We start from the raw sequence: 25,501 nt of genomic DNA on the forward strand, positions 1-25,501 counted from the left end.
AGCGTCTCGAACGGAACTACTTACCGAGCCCCGCCTTCCGGAGCGCTTCGGCCATCGCCGTATTCACGGGGGCCGGCTGGGAAGCATGGCGGCGGCCAGACAGCGGCGCGTTGCGTGCCGGCTTACCACCCGATCGTTCCCGTTCCTGCCGTGCAGCAGGCTCGGAACCCTGCTTTCCGCCGCGCCCGGCATTCGGGTTGCCTCCGCGCCCGGCACTTGCGGTCCTATCCCGCTCCTGGTTTTGCGGCTTACCACCGGCTCTGCCGGGAGCTGAGGCACCCGGGGAAGGCTCGTCGTCGAGCCGCAGCGTCAGCGAAATCCGCTTCCGGTCGGGGTCTGCCTCGAGGACCTTCACCCGGACCACCTGCCCGGGTTTCACCACTTCGCGGGGATCGGACACGAAGCGGTTCGCCAGTGCCGAGACGTGGACCAGTCCGTCCTGGTGGACGCCCACATCCACGAACGCTCCGAACGCCGCAACATTGGTTACTGTCCCTTCCAGAATCATCCCCGGCTTGAGATCGGAAATCTTCTCGATCCCCTCCGAATAGGTAGCGGCTGCAAACGCGGGACGTGGGTCACGGCCGGGTTTGTCCAGCTCCACCAGGATGTCCTGCACCGTGGGCAGCCCGAAGGTGTCGTCCACAAACTCCCGCGGGTCCAGTGAGGAGGCGGGCGCAGAACCGGCGGCAACAAGAATTCTGCGGGCCACGGCGTACGATTCGGGGTGCACGCTGGAGGCGTCCAGGGGTTCCGCTCCCCCGGTGATGCGAAGGAAGCCTGCGCATTGTTCGAACGCCTTGGCGCCGAGCCGCGGCACCTTCTTCAATTCTGCCCGCTTGGCGAACGGCCCGTGCTCGTTGCGGTACGCCACGATGTTTTCGCTCAGCAGAGGCCCGACGCCGGCCACCCGGCTGAGCAGCGCGGGCGAAGCGGTGTTGACGTCCACGCCCACGGCGTTGACGCAGTCCTCCACAACGGCGTCCAGGCTCCGGTCCAGTTTCGACGCAGTCACGTCATGCTGGTACTGGCCCACGCCAATTGACTTCGGGTCAATCTTCACCAATTCTGCAAGAGGGTCCTGCAGCCTGCGGGCGATGGACACCGCCCCGCGCAGGGACACATCCATGCCCGGCAGTTCAGCCGCAGCGAGAGCGGAAGCCGAGTAGACGGAGGCCCCGGCTTCGGACACCACGAGCTTTTGCGGTTTCCGTTCCACGTCCGGCAGCCGCTTGATCAGCTCGGCGGCGAGTTTGTCTGTTTCGCGCGATGCAGTGCCGTTGCCGATGGCCACCAGTTCCACGGCGTGCTGCCGCGCCAGCCGCACCAGCGTCGCCAGCGCCTCGTCCCACTTCCGTACCGGAGCGTGGGGGTAGACCGTATCTGTGGCCACCACCTTGCCGGTGCCATCCACCACCGCTACCTTGACGCCGGTTCGAAGCCCGGGGTCCAAACCGAGCGTGGCACGGTTCCCGGCAGGCGCAGCCAGCAGCACATCCCGAAGGTTCGCAGCGAAAACGCGGACCGCCTCATCCTCAGCAGCTGCAAACATCTTCCCGCGAAGGTCGGCTGTCAGCCGGGCGAGCACGCGGGACCGCCATGCCAACTGGGCCGTCTCCATCAGCCAGGCGTCGGCGGGCCGTCCGCGGTCGGCGACCCCAAGGCACCGGGCCACCGCCGATTCGTACCGTGAACGCGCGGCGGCAAGGGCGCCGTCGTCCGTGGGGTCTGCCTCGGCGAGATCAAGCTCAAGGACGCCGTCCTTCTCGCCACGCAGCAAAGCCAGGACCCGGTGCGACGGCATGCCGGCCGGCGCCTGCGCGAACTCGAAGTAGTCAGCGAACTTCTGGCCCTCGGTCTCCTTACCCTTCTTCACGCGCGACACCATGCGCCCCTGCGTCCAAAGGCGCTCGCGCAGGGTGGCGGCGAGGTCCGGGTCCTGGGCCACGCGCTCAACGAGGATGGCCCTGGCACCGGCGAGCGCAGCAGCTGCGTCACCAACGGCATGCTCCGGGTTGAGGTACTTGGCGGCTTCACGTTCCGGATGAAGCTCGGGCCCTTTCAGCAGCGCCTCGGCAAGCGGTTCCAGGCCTGCCTCACGCGCGATCTGGGCTTTGGTCCGCCGCTTGGACTTGAACGGCAGGTAGATGTCCTCGAGCCGGGACTTTGTGTCCGCAGCGAGGATCGCCGTCTGCAGCTCGGGGGTCAGCTGGCCTTGGGACGCAACGGCATCGAGCACCGTACGACGGCGGTCCTCCAGTTCCCGGAGGTAGCGCAGGCGCTCGTCGAGGTCACGGAGCTGCGTGTCGTCCAGCGTCCCGGTGGCCTCCTTGCGGTAGCGGGCGATGAACGGGACGGTAGAACCGCCGTCGAGCAGTTCCACGGCTGCCTTCACCTGCCAGGCTTTGACGCCCAGTTCGGTTGCGATCTGGCTGTAGATTCCGTGCTCCCTTTTCGCGGGGGTGGACGGTGCAGGGGAAGGGGCGTGCGGCAGTTGGGTCACCAGAACATCTTGCCCTAAGCGTTTGTCCGGCTCCACTGCCGCGGAGGCGTGCTGCCCTGCCGGGAAGGTATTCCGCTGCCGCCCACAAAGTGCTGTAGTTGGACTACCGTCACAAGGCACCCATCGCTCGAGGAAGAGGGCATCATGCGGGAACTGCTCATTGTGTTTCAGGAGGGGTTCGAGGAAGCCAACATCACCGTGACGGTGAACGGCAAGCAGGCGCGGCGGGACCTGGACGTCTCCACGAATCCGATTCTCGGCATCGCATCCGAGGTGTCCATCGAGCTGCCGGCCAAGGGCGCGCAGGTGGGAGTCGAAGTGACCAACCGGGGCCTGAAGGCGATCACAAAGGTCAGCGGAAAGCCCAAAAGCGTGCTCGTTTCGATCGAGGACGGCAAGCTCGTGATGAAGGAAGGAACAGGCCGGGAGGCGCTTCTCTAGCCTGTCCGGCAGTCGCTTGACCGGCCCCTAGTAAAACTCCATTTGCTGGAGTAGCATCTGATCACCGCCGGGACCCCAGAGGAGCCCGGTGGGCCAACTTCACCAGCTGGAGGCCGTCGGATGGCCCTGGCGCCCGCTGCCGGGACAGCACACCGAGCAGCAAACGACGGCGGCACCCAGGCCGGGTGCCGCCGTCGTCGTTTTCGCGCATCTGCTGTTATTCGCGTGTTTGCTGGTAGAGGGACGTTTAGCCCGCGTAGGCCGGGTAGTCCGTGTAGCCCTCGGCACCTTCGGCGTAGAAGGTGGAGGGGTCAGGCTCGTTCAGCGGCAGGCTCTCGTTCCAGCGCCGGGCCAGGTCAGGGTTGGCGATGGCGGGACGGCCCACCACGACGGCATCGGCGTGACCGTCGGCCACCAGGGCAACGGCTTCCTCACGGGTGGTGACGACGCTGAAACCGGTGTTGACCAGGAAGGTGCCGCCGAAGCGGGCGCGGAGGTCCTGGACCAGTTCGCCGCTCGGTTCGTGGTGCAGGATGCTGAGGTAGGCGAGATTCAGCGGGGCGATGCTGTCCACCAGCACCTCATACGTTGCGCGCACGTCGGCTGCGTCCACCTCGGCAATGCCCTGGACGTTGTGCTCCGGGGAGATACGGATGCCCACCCGGTTGGCGCCGACCGCTGCTACAACCGCGTTGACCGTCTCGATCACGAAACGCGCCCGGTTCTCGGGGGAACCACCGTAGCTGTCCGTGCGGACGTTGGAGTTCGGCGCCAGGAACTCGTGAAGGAGGTAGCCGTTGGCTGAGTGCAACTCCACGCCGTCAAACCCGGCCTCGATCGCATTCAGCGAGGCGGCGACGAATTCCTGGATCACCAGCGGCAGTTCGTCAGTGGTCAGTGCGTGCGGCACCGGGTATGGCTGCTTGCCGGACGGAGTGCGGACGTCGCCTTCAATGGCTACGGCGCTGGGGGCGACGATGGTGTTGCCACCCGTGATGTCGGGGTGCGAGACCCTGCCTCCATGCATGACCTGGGCGAACATACGCCCGCCTTCGGCGTGGACGGCGTCGGTGACCTTCTTCCACCCGGCCACCTGTTCCTCGGTGACGATGCCGGGTTGCCCGGGGTAGGAACGGCCAGCGGGGCTGGGGTAGGTTCCTTCGCTGACGATAAGGCCAAGGGAAGCACGCTGGCGGTAATGCTCCGCGATGATGGGTCCCGGGATGCCATCCTCACCCGCGCGGAGGCGGGTCAGGGGTGCCATCACCAGGCGGTTCGGGAGTTCAAGTTCGCCAAGGGCCAGAGGGGAAAACAGCATGCGCGTCCTTTCGAAGTTTTCAACGTTCTGTCTGGCCCAACTGGGCGGCGCGTGCAACTATTCCGGATGCAACGCGAATCACACCCCTTCATGACGTCGCTTCGGGTACCAGGGTGGGTGGGTAGCAGGCGGCGCGGCCAGCGTGAGCGCCGGTGGTGTATGCGCCTAAGGGGCACGGCAGGAGATCAGCGCGTCGCCCCGACTCCCGGACACCCCTGTCCCTGCGGGTTCACAATGCAGTCGTCGGCATAGTTGCGGGTAAGCGATCGCCAGACGCTGACTGTTTGAGGCGGCGCACTGAACTGGCCTTGGCCGGGGATAGGCAGCGGAGGGCCGGCGTTGACCGAGTATGTTCCCTGGAAGGTGGTGGTCAGCACGACCTGGAAGTCCCCCGTGGTTCCGTAGGCGTGGCTTGTCCTCGTCTTCTCACCCCACCGGTCCTGCGGCAGCGGGCCTCCCATCGACGGCTGGGGACCGAAGATCGTGCCGTCGCCGTAGTTCCACGTGTATTGAACCGGGGTAGCCACGATGTGCACCCGCTGGCCGAACATGGTGACGTCGAACTGCTGTTCAACTGCTTCGGCGTAGAAGTTGGTTTCGGCACCCCTCAGCGTGTGAGGACTGGGCTGGGCGACCACACTCCCGGCGTTCACCGGCAAGCTTTCGAACTGCCGCTGGATGGCGGCGGCGATTCGGGGCAGCAGGTCCTCAGGTCGGGCATCGTAAAGGCAGGTCGGGCCCGAGTGGCGGGCCCAGACGGCACCCGGGACTCCGCGGGGCCTTGAAAGCCAGATGACGGGAATACCTTCTTCACCGTCAGGGCCGTCGTTGCATTCGATTTGCCGGGCAAGGCAGCTAGTATCGAAGTCGCCTCCGCCAAGGTGACACTGGAGTTCGTACTTGTACTCGTTGGGGTCGGTATTCACAGACCCAGGTTCCGCCCGCATTAGTTGACCTGTTGCTTCGTCGATGGCCCATTGATCTGCACCAACTCCCAGACCTTTCTCCTCATAGCCGAGTGAAATGTCGGCGAACGCGAGGGTGGGAGTGACAATCAGCAGCAGCAAGGTCATGCCTAATACTCCTAGCGGACTGGCTTTCATCCCCTTACCTGATCAGGCCAAGGTCGGTCATCATCCATCCCGTTGAGCCAAAAGTAGCGGCCGCACGACTTCCAGTATTGGTAGCCGCAGTAGGGGCTTGGAAAAGACTTCCGTCCGGTTTTCTGATTTCAATCGTTTGCTGTAGCACCTGCACTACGGCGTGTGATTCCACCCCGGGTTTGAACACAACTGAAACTGCAGGAGTTTCGATTTTTCCTCCCGATACCCAACGGCCCTCACCCCAGGCCTCCGTCACTCCGTCTTTGAGTCCCATGCAGAAGACACAGCCGGGTCCGCTCGTTTCCACAAGTTTCTCCGTGTCACCGGTCTCAAAGGCGTAATTTAGCGTTGCGTACCAGTACCTTACAAACGCCTCGAGCCCTTCTTTTGTCTCCGTCTTCGCCACTTCCGGCAGCACAGGTACAGGGACGTTTTGGGCGGGGCCGGACGCGTCGGCCGGCTTGTACGCAGCACTGGGCTTCGCCGTGGGGGTGGCCGCGGGGCTGGAGGAAGCTGTCTCTGAAGCAGTCGGGGGTGCGGCGCCGGGATCTGCAGGTGCTCCGCCCGAGCAACCGGCCAGCATAAACGTGGCAGCAACACCGAAAGCTACAGCACTGAAAGCTACAGCGCCGGAACGCATGAAGCGGGGCGTGAGAACGTTGTGCGATGTCATGGGCCGCTAATCCCCCAGTAGTTTCAAGACGGCATGCTCCGGACAGTGACTTAAGGGTAGCCCAGGTCACATTTCGGCGATCAAACTTATCCACAGGCACCCGCCTTGGTTCTACCACCCACCCAGCCTGAAGAAAGTCATAGAGCAAGCCGGAGAAGGCCGCCGAACCCCTAGCGAACTTCTACGAGTTGTAGAAGAATGGCGTCATGATGTTTGAACACGCAGACGGAAATCCAGTCCTGGAACTCAACGACGAGCAGTCCTGGCACCTGTTGGAAGGGACCAGGCACGGTCGGTTGGTGGTCTCAGTTGCCGGAGAACATGACATCTTTCCCGTCAACTATGTGAGCTCGAACCGCAAGCTGTATCTGAGGACTGCTCCGGGCAACAAGCTCGCCCAGCTGACCATCAACTCGGCAGTTCTCTTCGAGGCCGACGGCATCCTCTCGGACGAGGCTTGGTCCGTGGTCCTTCGTGGGAAAGCCCGGGTCCTGAGCAATTCGGCCGAACTTGCCGCCGTGGAGGAGCTGGGGCTGAAGTCCTGGGTGCCAACGCTCAAGGACTTCTATGTCGAGATCGAGCCAGTGTCGGTGAGTGGGCGGCATTTCCAGCTCGGAGACCAACCGGAGCGCTAAGCCTACGAACATAGACTGAATGCATGGCGGACAAGCTGAGCCCGGAGCAGCGCAGCTGGAACATGTCCCGGATCCGGAGTAAGAACACCAAGCCCGAACTGCTGGTGCGCCGGCTACTCCACGCCAAGGGATACCGGTATCGCCTGCATGGGCGGACCGGCAGCACTCGCCTGCCGGGCAATCCGGACCTCGTCTTTGCCGGACGCCGCAAGGTCATCTTTGTCAACGGCTGCTTCTGGCATTTCCACGACTGCCGGGTGGGCCTGCACGCGCCGAAAGCGAACGCCGAGTTCTGGGCGGCGAAGCGTTCGCGCACCAAGGAGCGCGACGCCGGCCAGCGCCGCCTGCTGGAGGACGCCGGCTGGGAGGTCCTCACCGTTTGGGAGTGCGAACTCAAGGATGGGTCTGCGCTTGAAGCCCAGCTGGTGCACTTCCTGGAAACAGCCCCGCACGCTTCCGGAGCAGGCCTCAACAAAGAGCATTCTTGATGCAATCTTTGGCCTTTGCCCCAGAAGCTCTTGATGTGGGTCCGGAAGGATGACTCCGTTGTCCCGCTTGGAGGACTGCAGCACCAGGAGTCCGGAGCAACAGCATTCCCTCTCGCCAGCTAACTGCGACGCGCCAACAGTGCCGCATTCAAGGCAAACGCCGAGGAGGGGCTGCTGTTGATGCGCCAGTCGGCCTCCTTCTGCAGGTGGAACCACGCAAAGCCCATAACGTCGGGCTGGGCGGCAAGGTAGAACGCCAGCGGAACGGCAACGCGGGCGCGCACCGCGCTCATCTCCGCCAGCGGAGGCGACTGAAGAAAGTCTCTGAGGACCATGGACGGTCTCTCCCCGGCCAATGCAGATACTTCGTCGAGCTCCGCCGCAGCCAGGGCTCCGCCAGGGGTGGCTACTCCGAAACGCAGCGGGTCCTTGAAGGAGAACCTAGTGGAACCCATAGTTCCCGTTGTTGACACGACGACGTGCACCGACTCAAGTATTGGGCGTAAAGCCAGCAGCCTCATCAAGAAACCCGCAATTCTCTCCGGAACCACTTCTGAGTACGCGGAGCAGCCCTAATCTGAAGAGAAGCTAATGCCCCACAAAGTCCCCCCGGTTTACGGAGTGGAAGACCACACCCGAAAGGACAATGATGGCCCCGTCCGATGATGCCGGCAGCCCCGCTCGTGGACCAGAGAGTCCTGGACCGGCTGCGCGAGGATCTCGAGGAGGACGAGGGGTACTGCCGTGTCTTCGTTGGGAACTTCATCGACTACCTCCCGCATCGCATCGGACGCCTCAAGCTGGCCCTGACCACAGGTGACCTGGACGGATCCGTCGACGCCGTCCTGAGCCTGAAGTCATCCAGCCAAATGGTCGGAGCCGAGCGGCTCGCCGGCCTGGCCAAGGCCCTCGAGGGCGAAATCCGGTCCGGAGGGCTCGACGCTGACGCCGCCGTCGTCGTCCTCCCCAAGCTCGCTGCCTCGTTACTTAAACCCATCAGACGGTGCAGCCGGCTGACAATGAAGAGTCTGCAGGCTCAGTGTTCGCCTGGAGCCAGCCTGTAACCCACACCCCGAACCGTCTGAAGCCAGCGCGGTTTCTGCGGCGAATCACCCAGCTTCTTGCGAAGGTTCCCCATATGTACCTCGACGGACCGTTCGTCCGCTTCGCTGATGTAGCCCCCGACGTCGTAATCCTCGTCCCGCAGCCGGCGCACCAGATCCGATTTGGTCCGGACAGTCCTGCCTGCTTCCAGCAGGGCGTGCAGCAGTTCGAACTCAGTACGGGTCAGGTTCATCTCGGCGCCGTCCACAGTCACCGTGCGGGATGCATAACTCAGCTCCAGCCCGTTATGGCTGTAATTCCCGCGCTCCGGATGCGCCTGCCCATCGGCCGAGGCCTCGATCCCTGAAACTTCTGCCGGATTCGGGACCGAACGGGGACGGCGCATCATTGCAGCGATGCGTGCGCGCAGCTCCCGAGGCCGGAACGGCTTGGTGAGGTAATCGTCCGCGCCGGATTCGAGCCCGATAAGGGTGTCCAGCTCCTCGGTGCGGGCCGTCAGCATCACGATGTAGGCGTCCGAGAATTCACGGATCTGCCGGGACACTTCAAAACCGTCGATGTCCGGCAGCCCGAGGTCCAGGGTGATGACGTCCGGGTTAAGGGTCTTCGCCGTCAGGACGCCCTCCGCTCCACTACTGGCCACGGTCACGTCAAAGCCTGCCTGGGTCAGCACCGTGCGAACCAGTTCCCTAATGTCGTGGTCATCCTCGATGACCAGTCCGACACGTGCATCACTCATAGCGCCCCCTCAGCAGCCAACGTCTGAAGTATAGCTGGCTGCGGATATCCTGCTGATATGGCCTCGCACACCTTGTCCCGTAAGTTTTCGCGCCATGACTGACCCCATAGCATGGTCGTCCGGCCGGATAAGGTTCTTTCGGCGGCCATTTCATGAGTACCGGCTGACGGAGCGGGTGGCGCTGAGCCAGATGCCGCTGTTTGTGACGACAATCCTTACGGCTTTCCTGGTGTGGGCGTTTTTCCCGGAAACCATGAACAACGCCCTCTTTATTGCCTTCCTGGTGTCACAGCTGGCCATCATGGCTCTGTGCTACCTGGTTCCTTGGGAGCGGCTGCCCTATACAAGCTTCCTGATCATTCCGCTGCTGGATTTCGTTTCCATTGCCCTGGGCAGGGAGGGTGGGCAGGAAAGCCTGGCGGGAATCAGCCTGCTGGCCGTGTTCCCGGTGATCTGGCTGTGCGCCTCCGGGTATTACCCCCGCGCAGCACTTTGGCTGTCCTTCCTGGCACCGCTTGCCATCATCTGGGTCCCTTTGGTGCTGAAGGGCAGCGTCACTGGACAGGACCTCGCGCGGTCCCTGCTCCTGCCTGTCATGATGCTGGGCATCGGCGTTTCAGTCAGCGTTTTGACCCTGAGCATGACCCGGCAGCAGCGCGAGCTGGAGGATAAAGATGCCCAACTGCAGGCCAACCTGCAGACCAGCCAGCGCCAGGAAGCGCTGTTGAATACGGTCCTGGACACTGTCCACCTGGGCGTTCTGGCCGTGGACGCCGACGGGCATGACGTGCTCATGAACCGGAAGCAGCGGATCAACCACGAACTGGCACGGCCCAAGGACATAGCGGATCCGAACGAGTCCCAGCTGCTCGTTTTCGGGCCGGACCGGAAGACGCTGGTCCCGGTCCAGGAACGCCCGGTCCGCCGTGCCGTCCTCGGAGAAACCTTCACGGATTACCTCGTCTGGCTCGGCTCAGGCAATGAGCAACGGGCCTTCGTAACCACCGCCCGGGCCATGAAGGACGCCGACGGGAAGTTCTCGGGCTCCGTGATCGCGTTCAGCGACGTCACGGACCTCGTTAACGCACTGACAGCCAAGGACGACTTCGTCTCCAGCGTCTCGCATGAATTCCGGACACCCCTCACGTCAATCCTCGGGTATGTGGAAATCCTGCTCGGCGACGAGCCCGACGAATCACAGCGGGGCATGCTGGAGATTGTCCGTCGGAATTCGGAACGGCTGCTGACGCTGGTTTCTGATTTGCTGTCTACCCGCAACGGGCAGCTGATCGTCTCTCCGCACGCCGTTGACGTGGCTGACCTCGTTCGCAGCAGCGTCTCCTCGGCCATGCCGAAGGCGGCTGCGTCCGGTGTGGTGCTGGAGGCCGACACACCGGAACGGCTGGAGGCCCACGTGGACGGGGCCCGGATTTCCCAGGTCCTGGACAACCTGGTATCCAATGCGATCAAGTACTCCCCCGGCGGCGGCAACGTGGTGGTCTCGCTGGCGCAGGAAGACGGCCACCTGGCCTGCCGGGTCACCGATACCGGAATGGGCATGAACCCGGAGGACACCTCAGAGGTCTTCGCAAAATTCTTTCGCACCAGCAGCGTGCGCAGGACAGCCATCCCCGGCGTCGGCCTGGGCTTGCCGATCAGCAAAGCGATCGTTGAAGCGCACGGCGGAACCATCGAAGTGGAAAGCGCCTTGGGCAAGGGAACCACGTTTACGTTCCGGGTTCCGGTCTAAGATGTACGACGACGCCCGCCAGCGCGAGCGTCAAGCTTCGGCGCGTGCCTGCCGGACCACTTCGCCCCAGGACTGCCGGGCAAGTTCCGCTATCGAGGCGAGGATTTCGGACGGCGGCCTGGACAGGTCCAGCGGGAACTCGACAATGTCGATGTCCGTGTTGAGGATGCGGCGCAGTTTGACCTCCCCCGGCCCCGCATAAACCAGCCAGGCCGTGGGCACCGCCAAAGCAGTACAGTGGGCCAGCATCTGGTAATGGTCGGCCGTGAGCGAGGCACCGAGGTCGGAGGCGGCCTTGTACTTGGTGTTGTAGACCACCACGGGCCGCCCGCCCAGCAGATGCACGGCGTCCGGCCGCACGGACAGGCGGTCCGCGTCCCGCACCGCCTCACTCAGGAGCGCGTTGTACTTGAGCCGAAGCTCCCCCGGGTAATCCGCCAACGCCTCACGCAGTGCCGTGCCGACGAAGTCCTCGAACACCTGCGCCATGTCCACCACAAAAGAAGCGGTCTGCTGTTTGCCCTGGCCGGCTTCGGCCGAGGCGTTTCGGAGGATCAGCTCCGCCAGGCGGAGGACGGGGTGGTAGCGGAGGTTCATCCGGGTGGCCGTCCACCTCGGCAGCGGGGCACCTGCTGGAAGGCGGGTGACGGCGTCGAGCTTTCCCTTGAGTTGGCGGAGCCGGCTCAGCACCTCGGGGCGGACCCGTGGCACCTGTCCCATCCGCTCCAGAGCGGCGCGAAGGATGCGGTTTTCGGCGATGTCCTCGCTGAACTCGTCATAGGACACTTCGAGGGGCACCAGCATGCCGGGCCGCCGGGAGATCTGGTCCGAGATCCGGATTCGTCCCTTGACCGTGCGCAGTGACTCGTCCACAGTGCGGTAGCCCTGCAGCACACCGCGCCCCAAGGCGCGTTCCGCGAGCTGGGCCAACGACTCAGCGAGTGCGCTCCACAGCTCGGGGTCCTCGATGGCCGCCACCGGATCCGGACGGAACCCCTGTTCCCCGGCGTAGCTGAGCAGGAACAGGAGCCGGCTGAGCCCCAGCCGGTCCTTGGGCCGGACGTCCAGCTGCACGGTGGGGGTCCGGACTGAACCCACCTTGCCTATCGGCTCGATCCGGTACAGGCCGAGGCCCATCGGCGACGCCTTAGCCAGGCCGCTGGAGTTCAGGAAGGACGCGCTGGCGGGATCCAGCCGTTCCACCATCCCGCGGGACAGTTCGTCCAGCACCAGGTGCCGGACTGTTGCGCCGGGGTCAGCGGCCTGCAAGGCGTTCCAGCAGCCGGTCCAGTCCGAAGCGTTCTTCGAGCTGCGGCCGGGTCAGCTGCCCGTGGTAGTGCTCCTCGAGCAGGGGCATCAGCTCGTACTTCCAGATGCGTCGCAGCCCGTTAGGGGTCTGGGCCGCCGGCTTCATAAAGTACGACGGGCCGATCATAAGGTCCCGGTCCCACTCATCGATTGCGCTGTTCAGGGCATCGAGCAGCAGCGCCGGGGTGGTGTCCAGCTGGCGTGCCTCAAGGAACCGGAGCAGCGAGCCCTTCACCGGCTCGGTCTGCGGGTGCAGCTCAATGAAGGCAAAACGGCGGCGGATGGCGGCGTCCATCATGGCGATGGACCGGTCCGCGGTGTTCATGGTGCCGATGATGTAGAGGTTGTCCGGCAGCGTGAACGGCTCGTTGGGGCTGTACTGCAGGTAGATCCGGTCGTCGCGGTACTCCAGCAGGAAGTACAGCTCGCCGAACACCTTGGCCAGGTTGGCGCGGTTCATCTCGTCGATGATCAGGAAGTACGGCTTCTTCTCGTTGCCCGGCTTGGCGGCTTCTTCGGCGAGGCGGCGGAGCGGACCGGCCACGAGTTTGAAGGACACCTGGCCCTCGTCCGTCTTGTCCGGCCGGTAGCCCTCAAAGAAATCCTCGTAGGCATATGAGGGGTGGAACTGGACCAGTTTGACCCGCTCGTCAGTGGTGTCATCCGCAAGCTCCGCGGCGAGGTGCTTCGCGAGGTAGGTCTTGCCGGTGCCCGGCGGACCGTACAGCACCAGCTGCCGGTTCTCCTCCAGCAGCTCGGCAATCTCCTGGAGCGGCTCGAGCTCCATGTGGAGCGAGTCCGCGAAATCGCGGGTCAGCGGACGGAAGCCCTCCTGGAGGGGAGGTACGACGGCGGCCGCTTCAGCATCGCCGTCGGGCTCTGTTTCCGCTTCGGCGGGCAGCAGGCCCTGCAGTGCCTGCACCACCCTGGTCAGGTCAACAACGATTCCGGGCGTGGCCAACTGCCGCTGCACGTGGCGGGGAAGGCTGGTGGTGGTGTGGCCTTCGTCGAACCAGCGGACCTTTCGGCGCAGCCGGCGGTTGTCCTCGTTGTGTTCGGGTTCGCCCAGCACCACGCCCAGCCGCACGGTGCCCGAGTGCTGGTAGAGCACGAGGTCCCCGGGTTTCATGACAGTCAGGAATGCAAAGACCGCGGTTTTGGTGTCCTCGCGCTCCACGTAGCCCAGGTGTTTGTAGTCCTCGTCCACGGCGTGCTGGACCACCCCTGCCGTGACGCCGGGGCCCAGCAGGCGGAGATGTTCGACGTCGAGCGTCACCTTCTCCTCGCCCTGCCAGGCGGTGAGCAGCTCGGTGTTGTCGCTGTGCGTGCGCAGCAACCACGCCCGCCGGCCGGGATCGCCTACCTTGCGCCACTGGCTGACCAGCTGGCGGGCGTGCCAGTCGATGCGCTGGCCTGCCTGCTCGTCAAGGTGCAGGCGGATGCGGTGGATGTCGGCGGTGACGTCCTCTTCGGCGTCGCCCTTCGCGCCGCCCACCAGCGAGGCGAAGGCGTCACGGATTTCCTGGCGTTCCACGTCGGCGACCACCGGTTCGAAGTAGGTGGGCCAGGTGAGGAACTCGATGCTGCGGCGGATGGCCGGCTGGTCCACCGGCGTTGCGGAGGCCAGGCGGTGGAACTCCAACGGGTCCTGCAGCGCCTCGGCAATGTCCGCCGTCGGCTGCTGGTCCACGTGCTGTACAAAACGGCACAGCCATTTCAGGTGGTCCCAGATGGTCCAGTTGAACTCGGCGGTCCGGTCACGGATGACGCCGTGGTCCGTCAGCCCCTCATAAAGCTCCTCGGGCAGGTCCAGCGGAGGCTCGAGCCAGGAAGCAGCCTCGGCCACGCGGGCGCGCTTGACCTTCAGGGACTTCACCTCATGGGCCAGCGGCAGCGACTGCAGGAACAGCAGTTCGACGGCAAGCTGCTTCGCTTCCCGGGATGCGCCGTCCAGGTTCTGCCGGAGGTTTGTCATCATGGGCGCCTTCGGATCAGGCGTGCCCCGCTCCAGCCTTTCCAGGAGTTCCGCCGCGGCCTCGGACGTCCACGTCATGGTGCGTCCATCCAGTGCTGACGGCTTGCCGAGGAGCCCGGGGCCAAGCACAAACCACGCGGCGTCCTCGATCTCCTTTGAGATGCCGAGGGCGCGGGTCATGGCAGCAGTGGAAGTGGGGGTCATGGATTCAAACTTACAGGGTGAAGCTGAACGGGTGCTCAGAGCCCTGCCCACGCCCCCCTGTCCTGGGCTGCTACTTGACCGCTCCCGGCTTCTTCCGGCCGAAGGTGAAGTAGCCCACCGGCCCGATGAAGTTGATGAAGGATGCCGCCCGCCACGCCGCCTTCGGACCGTTGATCATTGCCGCCGGGCGCTTGGAGATGTCACGCTGCGCTGCCACCAGGAGGGACACCTGTGCGATGCCCACCAGTATGGTGCCGGCCTTAGCGGACGGGGACATTTCCTTCCAGGTCTTTTTCTGTGCCATGGCTACTCCTCTTTGGTTGGGTTTTCAGTTTCCGGTGCAGGCAGTTCCGGCGCAACGGGCTGCACCGGCTAAGGGGACGCCGCGAGTGCAACCGGCGGCGTCACGGTGCCTGCAAATTCAGCTCATGCCGTGAACGGCGCCATCCGTTCCTTTTGTTCAGGCGTGAGGCGCTGCACCCGGCCTGTCGCCTCGTCCACAAACGCCAGGTGGCTGCTCGCCTTCACGCAGTCCTCCCCCGTGACCGGGTCCTGGACCAGGTAGTGGATATCGAAGCTGGCTCCCTTCACGGCACCGATCCACACCTGGACCACAGCAGGGATGTTCCGGTACTCCAAGGTTCTGACGTAGCGGATCTTGTGGTCCACCACCAGCGCCATGGTGCCGTCCGGGACGTCGTTGAAGAGGGAGACATGGGGCTCGATGCCTGGCAGCCCCGCTCCCCGCGGCGGCCCGAAAGCGCCGATCCGCGCTTCCTCGAGCATCCTGACGATCTGCACGTTGTTGATGTGCCCGTAGGCGTCCATGTCCCCCCACCGCATGGGAACCAGGACCTCGATCCGCCGCCCGCCGTTGCTGTCCGGCTTCTGCGGGTCATGCTGCAGGGGTGGGCCCTGCTGCGCCGTCGCGTTCTCCTGCGCCGGTGCCTCCTGCGCGCTCAGCTGTGCACCGCCGTCGAATCATCCACCTGCAGTTCCCCGGCGTCGGCACCAGCGAACTGGGACATGTACAACCGGTAGTAGGCGCCCTCGGCAGCAAGGAGGACCTTGTGGTTGCCCTGCTCCACAATCCTGCCGTTCTCCATCACCAGGATGGTGTCGGCGTCGCGGATGGTGGAGAGCCGGTGGGCGATCACGAAGCTGGTGCGGTCCGTGCGGAGCGCCGCCATGGCCTTCTGCACCAGCAGTTCAGTGCGGGTGTCAACGGAGCTCGTGGCCTCGTCGAGTATCAGCAGCGACGGGTTGGCCACGAAGGCGCGGGCGATGGTGATGAGCTGCTTTTCGCCGGCGCTGACGTTGTTGCCTTCCTCGTCGATCACGGTGTCGTATCCGTCGGGCAGGGCACGAACGAAGCGGTCAACGAAGGTGGCCTTTGCCGCGGCCATGACCTGTTGCTCCGTGGCGTCCAGGTTGCCATAGCGGATGTTGTCGTAGATGGAACCGCCAAACAGCCAGGCGTCCTGGAGCACCATGCCCACCTTGGAGCGCAGTTCGGACCTGCTGAGGTGGGTGATGTCCACACCGTCCAGGGTGATGGAGCCGGAGTTGAGCTCGTAGAAGCGCATCACCAGGTTGACCAGGGTGGTCTTTCCGGCACCGGTGGGCCCAACGATGGCCACGGTATGCCCCGGTTGCGCGGTGAAGGACAGGTCTTCGATCAGCTTCTTGTCTTCCGTGTAGCTGAAGGTGACGTTCCTGAACTCAACGTGCCCGTCCGTTTTGGCCGGCAGGTGCTCGGTGGCCGTCTCAATATCCTGTTCTTCGGCATCCAGGAATTCGAATACGCGCTCGGATGACGCCACGCCGGACTGGAGCATGTTGGCCATGCCGGCCATCTGCCCCAGCGGCTGCGTGAACTCGCGGGAGTACTGGATGAAGGCCGTGGCGTCGCCCAGGGACATGGAACCCGAGGCTACCCGGAGTCCGCCCACAACGGCGATGCCAACGTAGCTGAGGTAGGAGACGAACTGCATCACCGGGAAGATGATGCCGGACACGAACTGGGCGCCGAAACTGGCCTTGTACAGGGCCTCGTTGCGTTCCTCGAACCGTTCCAGCATGTCCGCGTCCCGCCCGAAGACCCGCACCAGGTCATGGCCGGAGAACGACTCCTCGATCTGGCCGTTCAAAGCACCGGTATTTTTCCACTGGGCGGCAAAAAGCTTCTGGCTGCGCGAGCCGATGATCCCGGCAGCGACGCCGGACAGCGGAAGGGCCACCAACGCAATGAGGGCCAGCTGCCAGGAGACGATGAACATCATGATCACAATGCCGATGACGGTCAGCAGCGAGCTGATCAGCTGTGCGAACGCCTGCTGGAGCGCCTGCTGGATGTTGTCGACGTCGTTTGTTACCCGGGAGAGGACGTCACCGCGCTGGCGGGTGTCGAAGTAGTTCAGCGGAAGCCTGTTGAGCTTCTTTTCGGTGTCATCGCGGAGCCGCCGGATTACCTTCATCACGATGCGGTTCAGGACGTAGCCCTGCAGCCACAGGAAGATGTTGGCAACAAAGTACATCAGCAGCACCACCGCAATAAGGAAGGACAGCTTCTGGAAGTCGATGCCGCTTCCGGGCACCAGCTCCATCTTGGAGATCATGTCCGCGAAGTTGTCCTGCCCCTGCTGGCGCAGCCCCTCCACGAACTGCTCCTTGCTGGCACCGGCCGGGAGCTGCTTGCCAACCACGCCGCCAAAGATCACATCCATTGCTTGGCCCAGGATCTTGGGGGCAACAACGTTCAGGACCACTGCGACGACCACCATGGCCACCACGGCGTAGATGCCCGCGGCCTCGGGCTTCAGCAAACCCATCAACCGCTTGGCGGACGGCCAGAAGTGCTCAGCTTTCTTGGCCGGCATGCCGCCGAACATGTCGCCGTCGGCTTCGGACGGCTTGTATTCCTCCTCAAAGAATTCCTCGTCCTCAGCCAGTGCGTCTGCCACCGGCCCCGCCTCAGGCTGGTCGCGGGCAACTGCTGGCTGGTTCATGTCGGTGGAGTCTTTCTTGCGGGGGCTCACGCCATTTCCTCCACGCTCAGCTGGGATTCAACAATCTCCTGGTAAGTGGGTGAGGTTTCCAGGAGTTCCTCGTGCGTTCCGCGGTCCACGATGCGGCCGTTGTCCAGCACCAGGATCTGGTCCGCTTCGGTGATGGTGGAGATGCGCTGGGCCACGATGATGACCGTGGCGTCGGCGGTGGTGCGCTTGAGGGCGGCCCGGAGGCGGGCGTCGGTGGCAACGTCAAGGGCGGAGAAGGAGTCGTCAAAGAGGTAGACCCGGGGCTTGGTGACCAATGCGCGGGCGATGCAGAGGCGCTGCCGTTGGCCGCCGGAGACGTTGGTGCCGCCTTGGGAAATCCGGGAGCCCAGCCCATTTTTCTTTTCCCGGACAAAGTCGGCGCCCTGTGCCACCTCAAGGGCGTCCCAAAGTTCCTGGTCTGTGGCTTCGGTTTTTCCGAAGCGGAGGTTGTGTTCAATGGTGCCGGAGAACAGGTAGGGCCGCTGCGGAACCAGTGCCACGCGCTTGGTGATCTCTGCGCGGTCCAGGTTGCTGACCGGCACGCCGTCCAGGAGCACCTCCCCCTCAGCGATGTCGTAGAGGCGCGGCAGCAGGGACAACAACGAGGTTTTCCCTGCGCCCGTGGAACCGATGATCGCGATGGTCTCGCCCTGCTTGGCGGTGAAACTGATATTGCTCAGCACAGGCGACTCCGCGCCCGGGTACGCGAAGGTGACGTTCCGGTACTCCACCACGCCGGCCAGCGCAACGGGGGTCTCGGGCCGTTCGGGATCGTGGATGGAGGGTTCGACGTCAAGCACCTCGCCGATGCGGTCCGCACACACGGAGGCACGCGGAATCATCATGGCCATGAACGTGCCCATCATGACCGCCACCAGGATCTGCAGCAGGTACTGGAGGAATGCGGTGAGTGCGCCCACCTGCATCTCGCCTGAGTCCACACGCTGGCCGCCGAACCACAGCACGGCAGCGGTGGACAGGTGCAGGATCATGCCGATGGCCGGGAACATCAGGACAAACAGGGCGCCGATCTTCAGCGATACGTCCGTCAGGTCCTTGTTGGCCTCGCCGAAGCGCTCGGTTTCGTAGGGTTCGCGGACAAAAGCACGCACCACCCGGATGCCGATGATCTGTTCGCGCAGGACACCGTTGATGCGGTCGATCTTCTTTTGCATGGCGCGGAAGAGCGGCATCAGGCGGACTACCAGGTAGCCCACCACCACCACCAGCACGGGCACGGAGACCCAGACCAGCCAGGACAGGTTTATGTCCTCGCGCAGGGCCATGATGATGCCGCCGATGCACATGATGGGAGTGGCCACCATGAAGTTCAGCCCCATGAGCACCAGCATCTGGACCTGCTGGACGTCATTGGTGCCGCGCGTGATCAGGGTGGGCGCGCCGAAGGTGTTGACGTCCTTCGCGGAGAAGCTGGTGACCTTGCGGAACACCCCGCGCCGAAGGTCACGCCCCACGGCCATGGCCGTCTTGGACCCGTAGTACACGCCGGCGATGGCCGTTCCCACCTGGATGAAGGCGACCAGGAGCATTACTCCGCCCGTGCGCCAGATGAAGTCGGTGTCCCCGCGGGATACCCCTTCGTCGATGATCTGGGCGTTCAGGCTGGGGAGGTACAGCGCAGCGATGGTGGACGCCAGCTGGAATACGATGACGGCCACAATGTATGGCATGTACGGCCTGGAATACCGCCGTATGAGGGTGAGGAGCATGCCCACGGGTCCTTAGGAAGAGTTCGCGAAGTGGTGAGGCTTAAGTAGTACCAGCCGGGGCTGACAGCCTTAGCCTTCCCACTTTACGAAACTCCTCCCGGGGGGTGGAACAGCTCCGCAAAAGATCATCCGGGAGGAGTAGTGCCGGCGGCTTACCGGGCAGCGGAGGCGGGGACCGCCGTCGTGCCTTCCTTCTCCTGCGCCGCGGGCTGCGCGGGCTGGATGTCCACCGTGCGCCGCAGCGGCTTTTCCTTGATGAACAGCACGGAAACCAGCGCGACGACGGTCACAGCGGCTGAGATCAGGAAGACTTCCGCGGTGGCGTCGCCATAGGCTGCCCGCATAATGTCGCGGACAGGCTCCGGCAATGTGCGCCAGGTCCATGCTGGAGCCGGCCGAGCCGTCCTGCACCGGGATGCCGGCTGCTGCGAGTCCCTTCGTGGCAAGTTCACTGACCCGGTTGGCCAGGATGGCGCCCAGAACGGAGACGCCGATGGCGCCGCCCACGGACCGGAAGAACGCCACGGAGGCGCTGGCCGTTCCGATGTCCGCAGCCCGGACCGTGTTCTGCACGGCCAGGACGAGGTTCTGCATCAGCATGCCCAGGCCCAGGCCGAGCACCGCGGTGAAGACGCCTGCGTGCCAGAGTTCCGTGGTGTGGTCCATGGTGCCGGCAAGCCCGAGGCCGCCGATCAGCAGGATGGAACCGGCAACCAAGTAGCCCTTCCACTTGCCCGTCCGGCTGATCAACAGGCCGGATGCCACCGAGCCGGCCAGGTTTCCGGCGATCATGGGCAGGGTAAGGAGCCCGGCTTCGGTGGGGGTCGCGCCACGGGCCACCTGGAAGTACTGGCCCAGGAAGGTGGACGAGCCGAACATCGCGATGCCCACCGCCACGGAAGCGATGATGGCCAGGGCGGTGGTGCGCTCGGAGATGATCTTAAGCGGGATGATGGGCTGCTCCACCTTGGATTCCACCAGGACCAGCAGCGCCAGCAGGACGATGCCGCCGCCCACCATGAGGGCCGACTGCCAGGAGATCCAGTCGTAGTAGGCCGGGTTGCCGGCGAAGGAGACCCAGATCAGCAGCAGGCTCACACCGGATGTGAGAAGGATGGAACCGAGCCAGTCGATCTTGGCGGGCCGGCGCACGTGACTGATTTTGAGGGTGACCTGCAGCAGGATCAGTGCGACGACGGCGAGCGGCACGCACACGAAGAAGGTCCAGCGCCAGCCGAGCGGGCTGTCCACGATGAAGCCGCCCAGCAGCGGGCCGCCGGCGGTGCCGACTGCCATCACTGCGCCCATGTAGCCGGAGTACTTGCCGCGGTCCCGCGGCGGGATCATGGTGCCGATGATGGCTTGGGCCAGGGCGGTGAGGCCGCCCATGGCAACGCCCTGGATGACCCGTGCCACGAGGAGCAGCGGGATGGTTTCGGACAGGCCGGCCATCACGGAACCGGCCACGAAGATCACGATGCTGAGCTGGACCAGGACTTTTTTGTTGAAGAGGTCAGCGAGCTTGCCCCAGATGGGGGTGGTGGCAGCGTTGGCCAGCAGCGCGGCCGTGATGACCCAGGCGAAGTCGGTCTGCGTCCCGTGCAGGTCGGACATGATGGTGGGCAACGCGTTGGCCACGATGGTGCTGCTGAGGATCGCCGTAAAGAAGGCAGCCAGGAGCCCGGTGAGGGCCTCCATGATTTGGCGGTGGGACATCTCCGGCGGGGCCCCCGCGGGTGCAGCGGATATGTGGGCCGGGGCGGCGGTTGGGCTTGCCTCGAGGTGGGTTGCCATGGTTCAGCTCCTGGGAGGTGTGGTGGTGATGGTGCCGGCCGCCTTTGCCCGGGCTGATTGCATAAGTGATTCCGTGAGCTTGTGCAGGGTTTTTGCGGTGCTGCCCGCGTCTTCCTCGCTCCAGTCGCGCAGGTAGTCCTGCAGGACGGCTGTCCGCTGCTCCTCGATGAGGCGGAGTTTCTCCGCACCCAGGGGTGTCAGGGCAACCAGTTGGGCCCGGCCGTCGTGAGGGTCCTGCCTGCGCACCACGAAGCCATGCTCTTCAAGGTCCGCGATGTGGCGGCTCAGGACCGGGGCGCTCACTCCCAGCCGCTCGGCCAGGTGGGTGGCCCGGGACTCGCCTTCGCCCACGAAGCGGAGGACACCTTGGAGCGCTACTCCGGTGTCCTGCCCGCGCACGCTGGCGGTGGCAATGCACCGCACAGCGCGCTGAAGGTCAAAGATCTGGTACACGAGATCCGCTGCCGTGTCCGGTGCTACTGCCATGGCTTCAGCACTCCCTACTTGTTTGCCTGAAGCAACTATATAGGAAGTTGGTTGCTTTGGGAAACTTAGTGCTGCGGGGTGCCGGTTCACCAGCCGGTATGGAGATTCAACTTGTCAGTAAGCATGCTTTCCATTACCTTGGTTTCAGCTTCTCCGCCTGTCCCCCATCAGGCGGAGCGGTTGCCAGAAAGGCCCCGCAGCACGTCGTGCCGCGGGGCCTTTTATTGTCTGTGCCTGTGCCGGATTCAGGCCGGCCCGGTCCAGGACCGGCGCAACCTATTCGGGCAGGTGGGTGGGGGCGAACATCTTCAGGAGCGTCTCAACTACGACGACGTTGGGCCCGTCGGCCGCGAACCCCGCCTGCAGCGCCTCCCCCACGTCCTCCGGCGCGACTCTTGTGGCCGGCACGCCGAACGCTTCAGCGAGTTGGACGAAGTCTGGCCGCGCGAGTTCGGTGGCGGTTGCCGTGCCGAACGCACCCACCATGTATTCGCGCAGGATCCCGTAGCCGCCGTCGTCCACAATCAGCCAGGTGACCGGAACGTTGTGCTGTTTTGCGGTGGCCAGTTCAGAGATGGAGTACATGGACGAGCCGTCACCGGAAACGGCGAGCACCCGGCCGGGCTTGCCGACGGTTTCCAGTCCCACCGCCGCGCCGATGGCTGCCGGGAAGCCGTAACCGAGCCCGCCGGCACCCTGCGCGGAGTGGAACTGGCCCTCGCGGGCGTCCCAGCAGGACCAGCCCCAGTAGGCGGAAATGGTCATGTCCCAGAAGGTCTGCATGTCCGCGGGGACTGCTTCGCGGATGTCGGCCATGAACTTCAGTTCCTTGCCAAGGTCCTGGGATTCCAGCCGTGCCCGGACCTTCGCCAGCGATTCCTTCACCAGGTCCTCGGGCGGAGTGCCGTGCCAGTCCGGCCTGGCTTGGACTGGCTCAATCACCAGGGCCTCGTCCAGGGCAGCCAGGGCCTGGCCGGCATCGGCGCGGATGCCCAGGCCCGGGCGGTTCGACTCGAGAACCCGGGGTTCGGCGTCGATCTGGATGATTCGGCCGCGCGGCTCGAAGGTGAAGTAGTTGGAGGTGACCTCACCCAGGGACGAACCGATCACCACCAGGACGTCCGCGTCCTCCAGCACATCGGTCATGTAGCGGTCCTCGACCCAGGACTGCAGCGACAGCTCGTGGTTCCAGGGGAACGCGCCGTTGCCGCCCGGGGTGCAGATCACCGGGGCGCGAAGTTTCTCCGCGATGGAGAGCAGGGACTTCTCGGCCCGGCCCCGCCGCGTCCCGCCGCCTGCGATGATGGCAGGGCGTTTCGCCCCCTGCAGCCACTTCACCGCCTCCCGGACCAGCTCCACCCGGGGCGGGTTGTCCGCAGCTTCGGCGAGCGCATCCTCCACCGGCGGGACCATGATCGGATCGAGCAGGACGTTCTGCGGAATTTCGATCCAGACTGGTCCCTGGGGCGAGGAGATCGCTTCGGTCCAGGCGTCCTGGATGGCGGACGGGATGCCTGACGCGTGCTGGATCAGCCGCTGGCTCTTGGTGACGTTGGCAGCCGAGGCTTTCTGGTCATCGAGCTGGTGCAGCATACCCTTGCGCCGGGCACCCAGGCCCTCGAGCGGGATCTGGCTGGCGACCACCACCATGGGGACGCCGGTGGCATACGCTTCCTGAAGCCCGGCCAGGGACGTCAGGGCTCCGGGGCCGGTGGACAGGAATAGAACTCCCACCTCCCCCGTTGCGCGGGAGTACCCGTCTGCCGCGAAAGCGGAGTTGTTCTCCACCCGTGAGGAGACGAACTGCAGGTTGCCCCTGCCCATCGCGTCAAAGAGTCCCAGTGCGTGCTGGCCGGGGATGCCGAACACGGTTTTAGCCCCCAGGGCTTCAAGGGTTTCGACGACGAGGTCCCCGCCGTTGCGGGCACCCGCGGGAGCACTGTCCCCTGCAGGAGCAGCTGCCGTCCCCGGATCGAAATCGATCATACTGCTCACTCCTTGCCGGCTGCCGCGAAGCCTGCCGGACGGCGGGCTTCCTGGCCGAGGGCCTGGGCCGCGTAGCCTGTTGCGGCTCCAAAGCGGTCACCGGCCACAGCGTTGTCCGCCATCAGGGTGACCAGTTCGTAGGCAACGTGGCTTGCGGCCACGGCGGTGATCTCGGCGTGGTCGTAGGCGGGGGCCACCTCGACGACGTCGGCGCCCACCAGGTTCATGCCGCGGAAGCCCCGGATGATTTCCAGCAGTTCGCGGCTGGTGATGCCCCCGGCCTCCGGGGTGCCCGTGCCCGGTGCGTGGGCCGGATCCAGGACGTCGATGTCCACGGAAATGTAAAGGGGGCGGTTGCCGATTCGGTCGCGGACCTTGGCCACGGTTTCCAGGACACCCTGGTAGTAGACGTCCGCGGAGGTGACGATGCCGAACCCGAAGCGATGGTCGTCGTCGAGATCCTTTTTGCCGTACAGGGGCCCTCGGGTGCCGATGTGGCTGATGGCTTCGGTGTCCAGGATGCCCTCCTCGACGGCGCGGCGGAACGGCGTGCCGTGGGTATACTCGGCGCCGAAGTAGGTGTCCCAGGTGTCCAGGTGCGCGTCGAAGTGCAGCATGGCGATGGGTTCCCCGGCACGCTCTGCGGCGGCGCGGAGCAGGGGCAGGGCGATGGTATGGTCCCCGCCCAGGGTCACGAGCTTGCTGCCGCCGCTGGTGAGGTCCAGTGCGTTCTGCTGGATGGTCTCGATGGCTTCGTTGATGTTGAACGGGTTGACGGCCATGTCCCCGGCGTCGGCCACCTGGACGTTTTCGAACGGGCTGACGTCCCACGCGGGGTTATAGGGGCGCAGCAGCCGGCTTGCTTCGCGGACGTGGTTTGCGCCGAAGCGGGCCCCTGGGCGGTAGGAGACACCCGAGTCGAAGGGAACGCCGACCACGGTTACATCCGCCTTTTCCACCTGGTCCAGGCGCGGCAGCCGGGCATATGTTGCCGCCCCGGCGTAACGGGGAATGCGGGATGAATCGATGGGGCCAAGGTTGCCGTTGGCTTCGATGCGCAGCTCTTCCAATGGAGGCCTCTCCTTCGAGGAGTTGAGGGACTGATGTGACTGCCATCATACAGCTTGTTTTCATATGCGCACCAGCTGTTTACTTATGTAGCTCTCCCTGCGAGAGGTACTGCGCCGAGGCGGACGTTCCCGCCCAATTACTCCCCCACACCTTCTTACCGGCTCCGCTTCGACCGCGGAACTGCGCGGGGGCCTCCCCCAACTGGGTTGCTTCGCACAGAGCAAGTGGGCAGGAAGGTACATGGAAAGCCGGGACCAATACCCACATACAACCCTCGCCCCCTGCCACGGAGCACGGCAATCACATGCAATGGCCCTATGGACATCTTCGATTACCTGAAACAAGCCGGTGGAGTTGCCCGCACCAGCCAACTCCGCAATGCCGGATTCTCTAAACGGGAGATTGCCAAACTGTTGGACCACGGCGCAATGCAGCCCAGACGAGGCATCTTCCTCGCGCCCGGCTGCAATAAGGAACTCGCGGCCGCGATCCAGCACAACGGCAGGTTGACCTGCGCCAGTGCCGCTGCCCACTACGGACTATGGCAACGAAACCCGCCGAACCAGCTCCACCTGGCCTGCAACCACGGCCACGGCGCAGGCTTTGTCCGGCACCGGTCCATTCGCTTCGGTGGACATCCGCTGCTGCCCGTGGCCGGAGTGGCGGATGTGGTCCTGCACTCACTGGGGTGCCTGCCGCCACCAGCGTCCACCGCTTTGGCCACGTCCGCCATCCGGCTGCACTGCCTGCCGGTGGAGCTGCTGAAACAACAACTCCTCGCTGACCGGTCAGCGCCGGCTCTGCGGGCACTTCGGGAGCTGAACCTCCGCGCCGAATCCATCGTTGAAGTGGATGCCCAGCACCTCTTCCGCACCAATGGCGTTGCCTTCGAACCACAGGTTTTCCTGCCGGGCATCGGCCGGGTGGACTTCCTCCTGAGCGGCTTCCTGATAGTGGAGATCGACGGGTTTGCGTTCCATTCACAACGGGCGGACATGCTGCGCGACCGTGACCGGAACAACTCCTCAACCGTGAAAGGCTACGCGGTCCTCCGCTACATGCCGGAGCACATCTGGTTCAACCAGGAACGGGTTCTGGCCGACATTCGCACGGCACTGGCGCTCAGAGCAAGGACCGCTGGCTGACGGGGCGCGCCTTCCCGCCCAGTTACCGGCCGGCCCGCTGCAATACCTG

At 64.6% G+C, this 25,501-nt stretch carries 20 protein-coding genes and 2 pseudogenes; 6 read left to right on the forward strand and 16 right to left on the reverse strand.

Features of this window, described 5'->3' with window-relative positions:
* Nucleotides 1–16: 16 nt before the first annotated feature.
* Nucleotides 17–2,503 (reverse strand): Tex family protein, encoded by a 2,487-nt coding sequence (locus QFZ70_RS13620; protein ID WP_307096365.1) that lies wholly within the window; start codon nt 2,501–2,503, stop codon nt 17–19.
* Nucleotides 2,504–2,647: 144 nt separating this feature from the next.
* Here QFZ70_RS13620 and QFZ70_RS13625 point away from each other — a divergent pair, with 144 nt between their 5' ends.
* Nucleotides 2,648–2,944, forward strand: coding sequence for a hypothetical protein (locus tag QFZ70_RS13625; RefSeq protein ID WP_104044724.1), 297 nt, complete (start codon nt 2,648–2,650; stop codon nt 2,942–2,944).
* A 247-nt stretch (nt 2,945–3,191) separates the two neighbouring features.
* On the opposite strand, the gene QFZ70_RS13630 is transcribed toward QFZ70_RS13625, so the two are convergent.
* The 3 genes from QFZ70_RS13630 to QFZ70_RS13640 form a co-directional block, all read right to left on the reverse strand.
* Nucleotides 3,192–4,262, reverse strand: a complete 1,071-nt coding sequence (locus QFZ70_RS13630; protein WP_307096369.1) for an alkene reductase — start codon at nt 4,260–4,262, stop codon at nt 3,192–3,194.
* Nucleotides 4,263–4,447: 185 nt separating this feature from the next.
* Nucleotides 4,448–5,335: a hypothetical protein gene (locus QFZ70_RS13635; RefSeq protein ID WP_307096370.1), complete on the reverse strand. Its 888-nt coding sequence runs from the start codon at nt 5,333–5,335 to the stop codon at nt 4,448–4,450.
* A gap of 34 nt (nt 5,336–5,369) precedes the next feature.
* The gene (locus QFZ70_RS13640; RefSeq protein ID WP_307096372.1) at nt 5,370–6,038 is read right to left on the reverse strand and encodes a DUF6318 family protein; all 669 of its coding nucleotides are present in this window, start codon (nt 6,036–6,038) and stop codon (nt 5,370–5,372) included.
* 206 nt (nt 6,039–6,244) lie between these two features.
* Here QFZ70_RS13640 and QFZ70_RS13645 point away from each other — a divergent pair, with 206 nt between their 5' ends.
* Together QFZ70_RS13645 and QFZ70_RS13650 are read left to right on the forward strand one after the other, a co-directional pair.
* A complete protein-coding gene (locus tag QFZ70_RS13645) occupies nt 6,245–6,673 on the forward strand; it encodes a pyridoxamine 5'-phosphate oxidase family protein (RefSeq protein WP_307096374.1) in 429 nt (142 codons plus the stop codon).
* Between the two features lie 23 nt (nt 6,674–6,696).
* Complete coding sequence (locus tag QFZ70_RS13650; RefSeq protein WP_307096376.1) at nt 6,697–7,161, forward strand: very short patch repair endonuclease; 465 nt, start codon at nt 6,697–6,699, stop codon at nt 7,159–7,161.
* 119 nt (nt 7,162–7,280) lie between these two features.
* Here QFZ70_RS13650 and QFZ70_RS19005 read toward each other — a convergent pair.
* A pseudogene (locus QFZ70_RS19005) lies at nt 7,281–7,421 on the reverse strand (beta-mannanase); the annotation flags it as partial.
* Nucleotides 7,422–7,823: 402 nt separating this feature from the next.
* Between QFZ70_RS19005 and QFZ70_RS13660 the strand changes: the two are divergent.
* Nucleotides 7,824–8,225: an Hpt domain-containing protein gene (locus QFZ70_RS13660; protein WP_307096379.1), complete on the forward strand. Its 402-nt coding sequence runs from the start codon at nt 7,824–7,826 to the stop codon at nt 8,223–8,225.
* On the opposite strand, the gene QFZ70_RS13665 is transcribed toward QFZ70_RS13660, so the two are convergent.
* A complete protein-coding gene (locus QFZ70_RS13665) occupies nt 8,198–8,965 on the reverse strand; it encodes a response regulator transcription factor (RefSeq protein WP_307096382.1) in 768 nt (255 codons plus the stop codon). The genes QFZ70_RS13660 and QFZ70_RS13665 overlap by 28 nt on opposite strands.
* Nucleotides 8,966–9,059: 94 nt before the next feature.
* Here QFZ70_RS13665 and QFZ70_RS13670 point away from each other — a divergent pair, with 94 nt between their 5' ends.
* Nucleotides 9,060–10,715 carry a cell wall metabolism sensor histidine kinase WalK gene (locus tag QFZ70_RS13670; protein WP_307096384.1) on the forward strand — a complete coding sequence of 552 codons (1,656 nt, stop codon included), beginning with the start codon at nt 9,060–9,062 and terminating at the stop codon, nt 10,713–10,715.
* Between the two features lie 30 nt (nt 10,716–10,745).
* Here the strand turns inward: QFZ70_RS13670 and QFZ70_RS13675 are convergent, their stop codons facing one another.
* The 10 genes and pseudogenes from QFZ70_RS13675 to speB form a co-directional block, all read right to left on the reverse strand.
* Nucleotides 10,746–11,921: a restriction endonuclease gene (locus QFZ70_RS13675; protein ID WP_373461683.1), complete on the reverse strand. Its 1,176-nt coding sequence runs from the start codon at nt 11,919–11,921 to the stop codon at nt 10,746–10,748.
* A 49-nt stretch (nt 11,922–11,970) separates the two neighbouring features.
* On the reverse strand, nt 11,971–14,202 hold the full coding sequence (locus QFZ70_RS13680; RefSeq protein ID WP_307096388.1) for an McrB family protein: 2,232 nt from the start codon (nt 14,200–14,202) through the stop codon (nt 11,971–11,973).
* A gap of 70 nt (nt 14,203–14,272) precedes the next feature.
* A complete protein-coding gene (locus tag QFZ70_RS13685) occupies nt 14,273–14,506 on the reverse strand; it encodes a PLDc N-terminal domain-containing protein (RefSeq protein ID WP_307096390.1) in 234 nt (77 codons plus the stop codon).
* A gap of 122 nt (nt 14,507–14,628) precedes the next feature.
* Nucleotides 14,629–15,045, reverse strand: coding sequence for a thioesterase family protein (locus QFZ70_RS13690; RefSeq protein ID WP_307096392.1), 417 nt, complete (start codon nt 15,043–15,045; stop codon nt 14,629–14,631).
* Between the two features lie 116 nt (nt 15,046–15,161).
* The gene (locus QFZ70_RS13695; protein WP_307097883.1) at nt 15,162–17,210 is read right to left on the reverse strand and encodes an ABC transporter ATP-binding protein; all 2,049 of its coding nucleotides are present in this window, start codon (nt 17,208–17,210) and stop codon (nt 15,162–15,164) included.
* 26 nt (nt 17,211–17,236) lie between these two features.
* Nucleotides 17,237–18,970 (reverse strand): ABC transporter ATP-binding protein, encoded by a 1,734-nt coding sequence (locus tag QFZ70_RS13700; protein WP_307096393.1) that lies wholly within the window; start codon nt 18,968–18,970, stop codon nt 17,237–17,239.
* Nucleotides 18,971–19,122: 152 nt separating this feature from the next.
* Nucleotides 19,123–20,764 (reverse strand): annotated as a pseudogene (locus tag QFZ70_RS13705) (MFS transporter).
* Between the two features lie 3 nt (nt 20,765–20,767).
* Nucleotides 20,768–21,250: a MarR family winged helix-turn-helix transcriptional regulator gene (locus QFZ70_RS13710; protein ID WP_307096395.1), complete on the reverse strand. Its 483-nt coding sequence runs from the start codon at nt 21,248–21,250 to the stop codon at nt 20,768–20,770.
* A 276-nt stretch (nt 21,251–21,526) separates the two neighbouring features.
* Nucleotides 21,527–23,236, reverse strand: a complete 1,710-nt coding sequence (locus QFZ70_RS13715) for a thiamine pyrophosphate-binding protein (protein ID WP_307096396.1) — start codon at nt 23,234–23,236, stop codon at nt 21,527–21,529.
* A gap of 5 nt (nt 23,237–23,241) precedes the next feature.
* Complete coding sequence (gene speB, locus QFZ70_RS13720) at nt 23,242–24,306, reverse strand: agmatinase (protein WP_307096398.1); 1,065 nt, start codon at nt 24,304–24,306, stop codon at nt 23,242–23,244.
* 318 nt (nt 24,307–24,624) lie between these two features.
* On the opposite strand from speB, the gene QFZ70_RS13725 reads away from it, so the two are divergent.
* On the forward strand, nt 24,625–25,452 hold the full coding sequence (locus QFZ70_RS13725; RefSeq protein WP_307096399.1) for a DUF559 domain-containing protein: 828 nt from the start codon (nt 24,625–24,627) through the stop codon (nt 25,450–25,452).
* Nucleotides 25,453–25,501: the final 49 nt, after the last annotated feature.

Origin of the sequence: Arthrobacter sp. V1I9 (assembly GCF_030817075.1) — a bacterium.
Classification (GTDB): domain Bacteria; phylum Actinomycetota; class Actinomycetes; order Actinomycetales; family Micrococcaceae; genus Arthrobacter.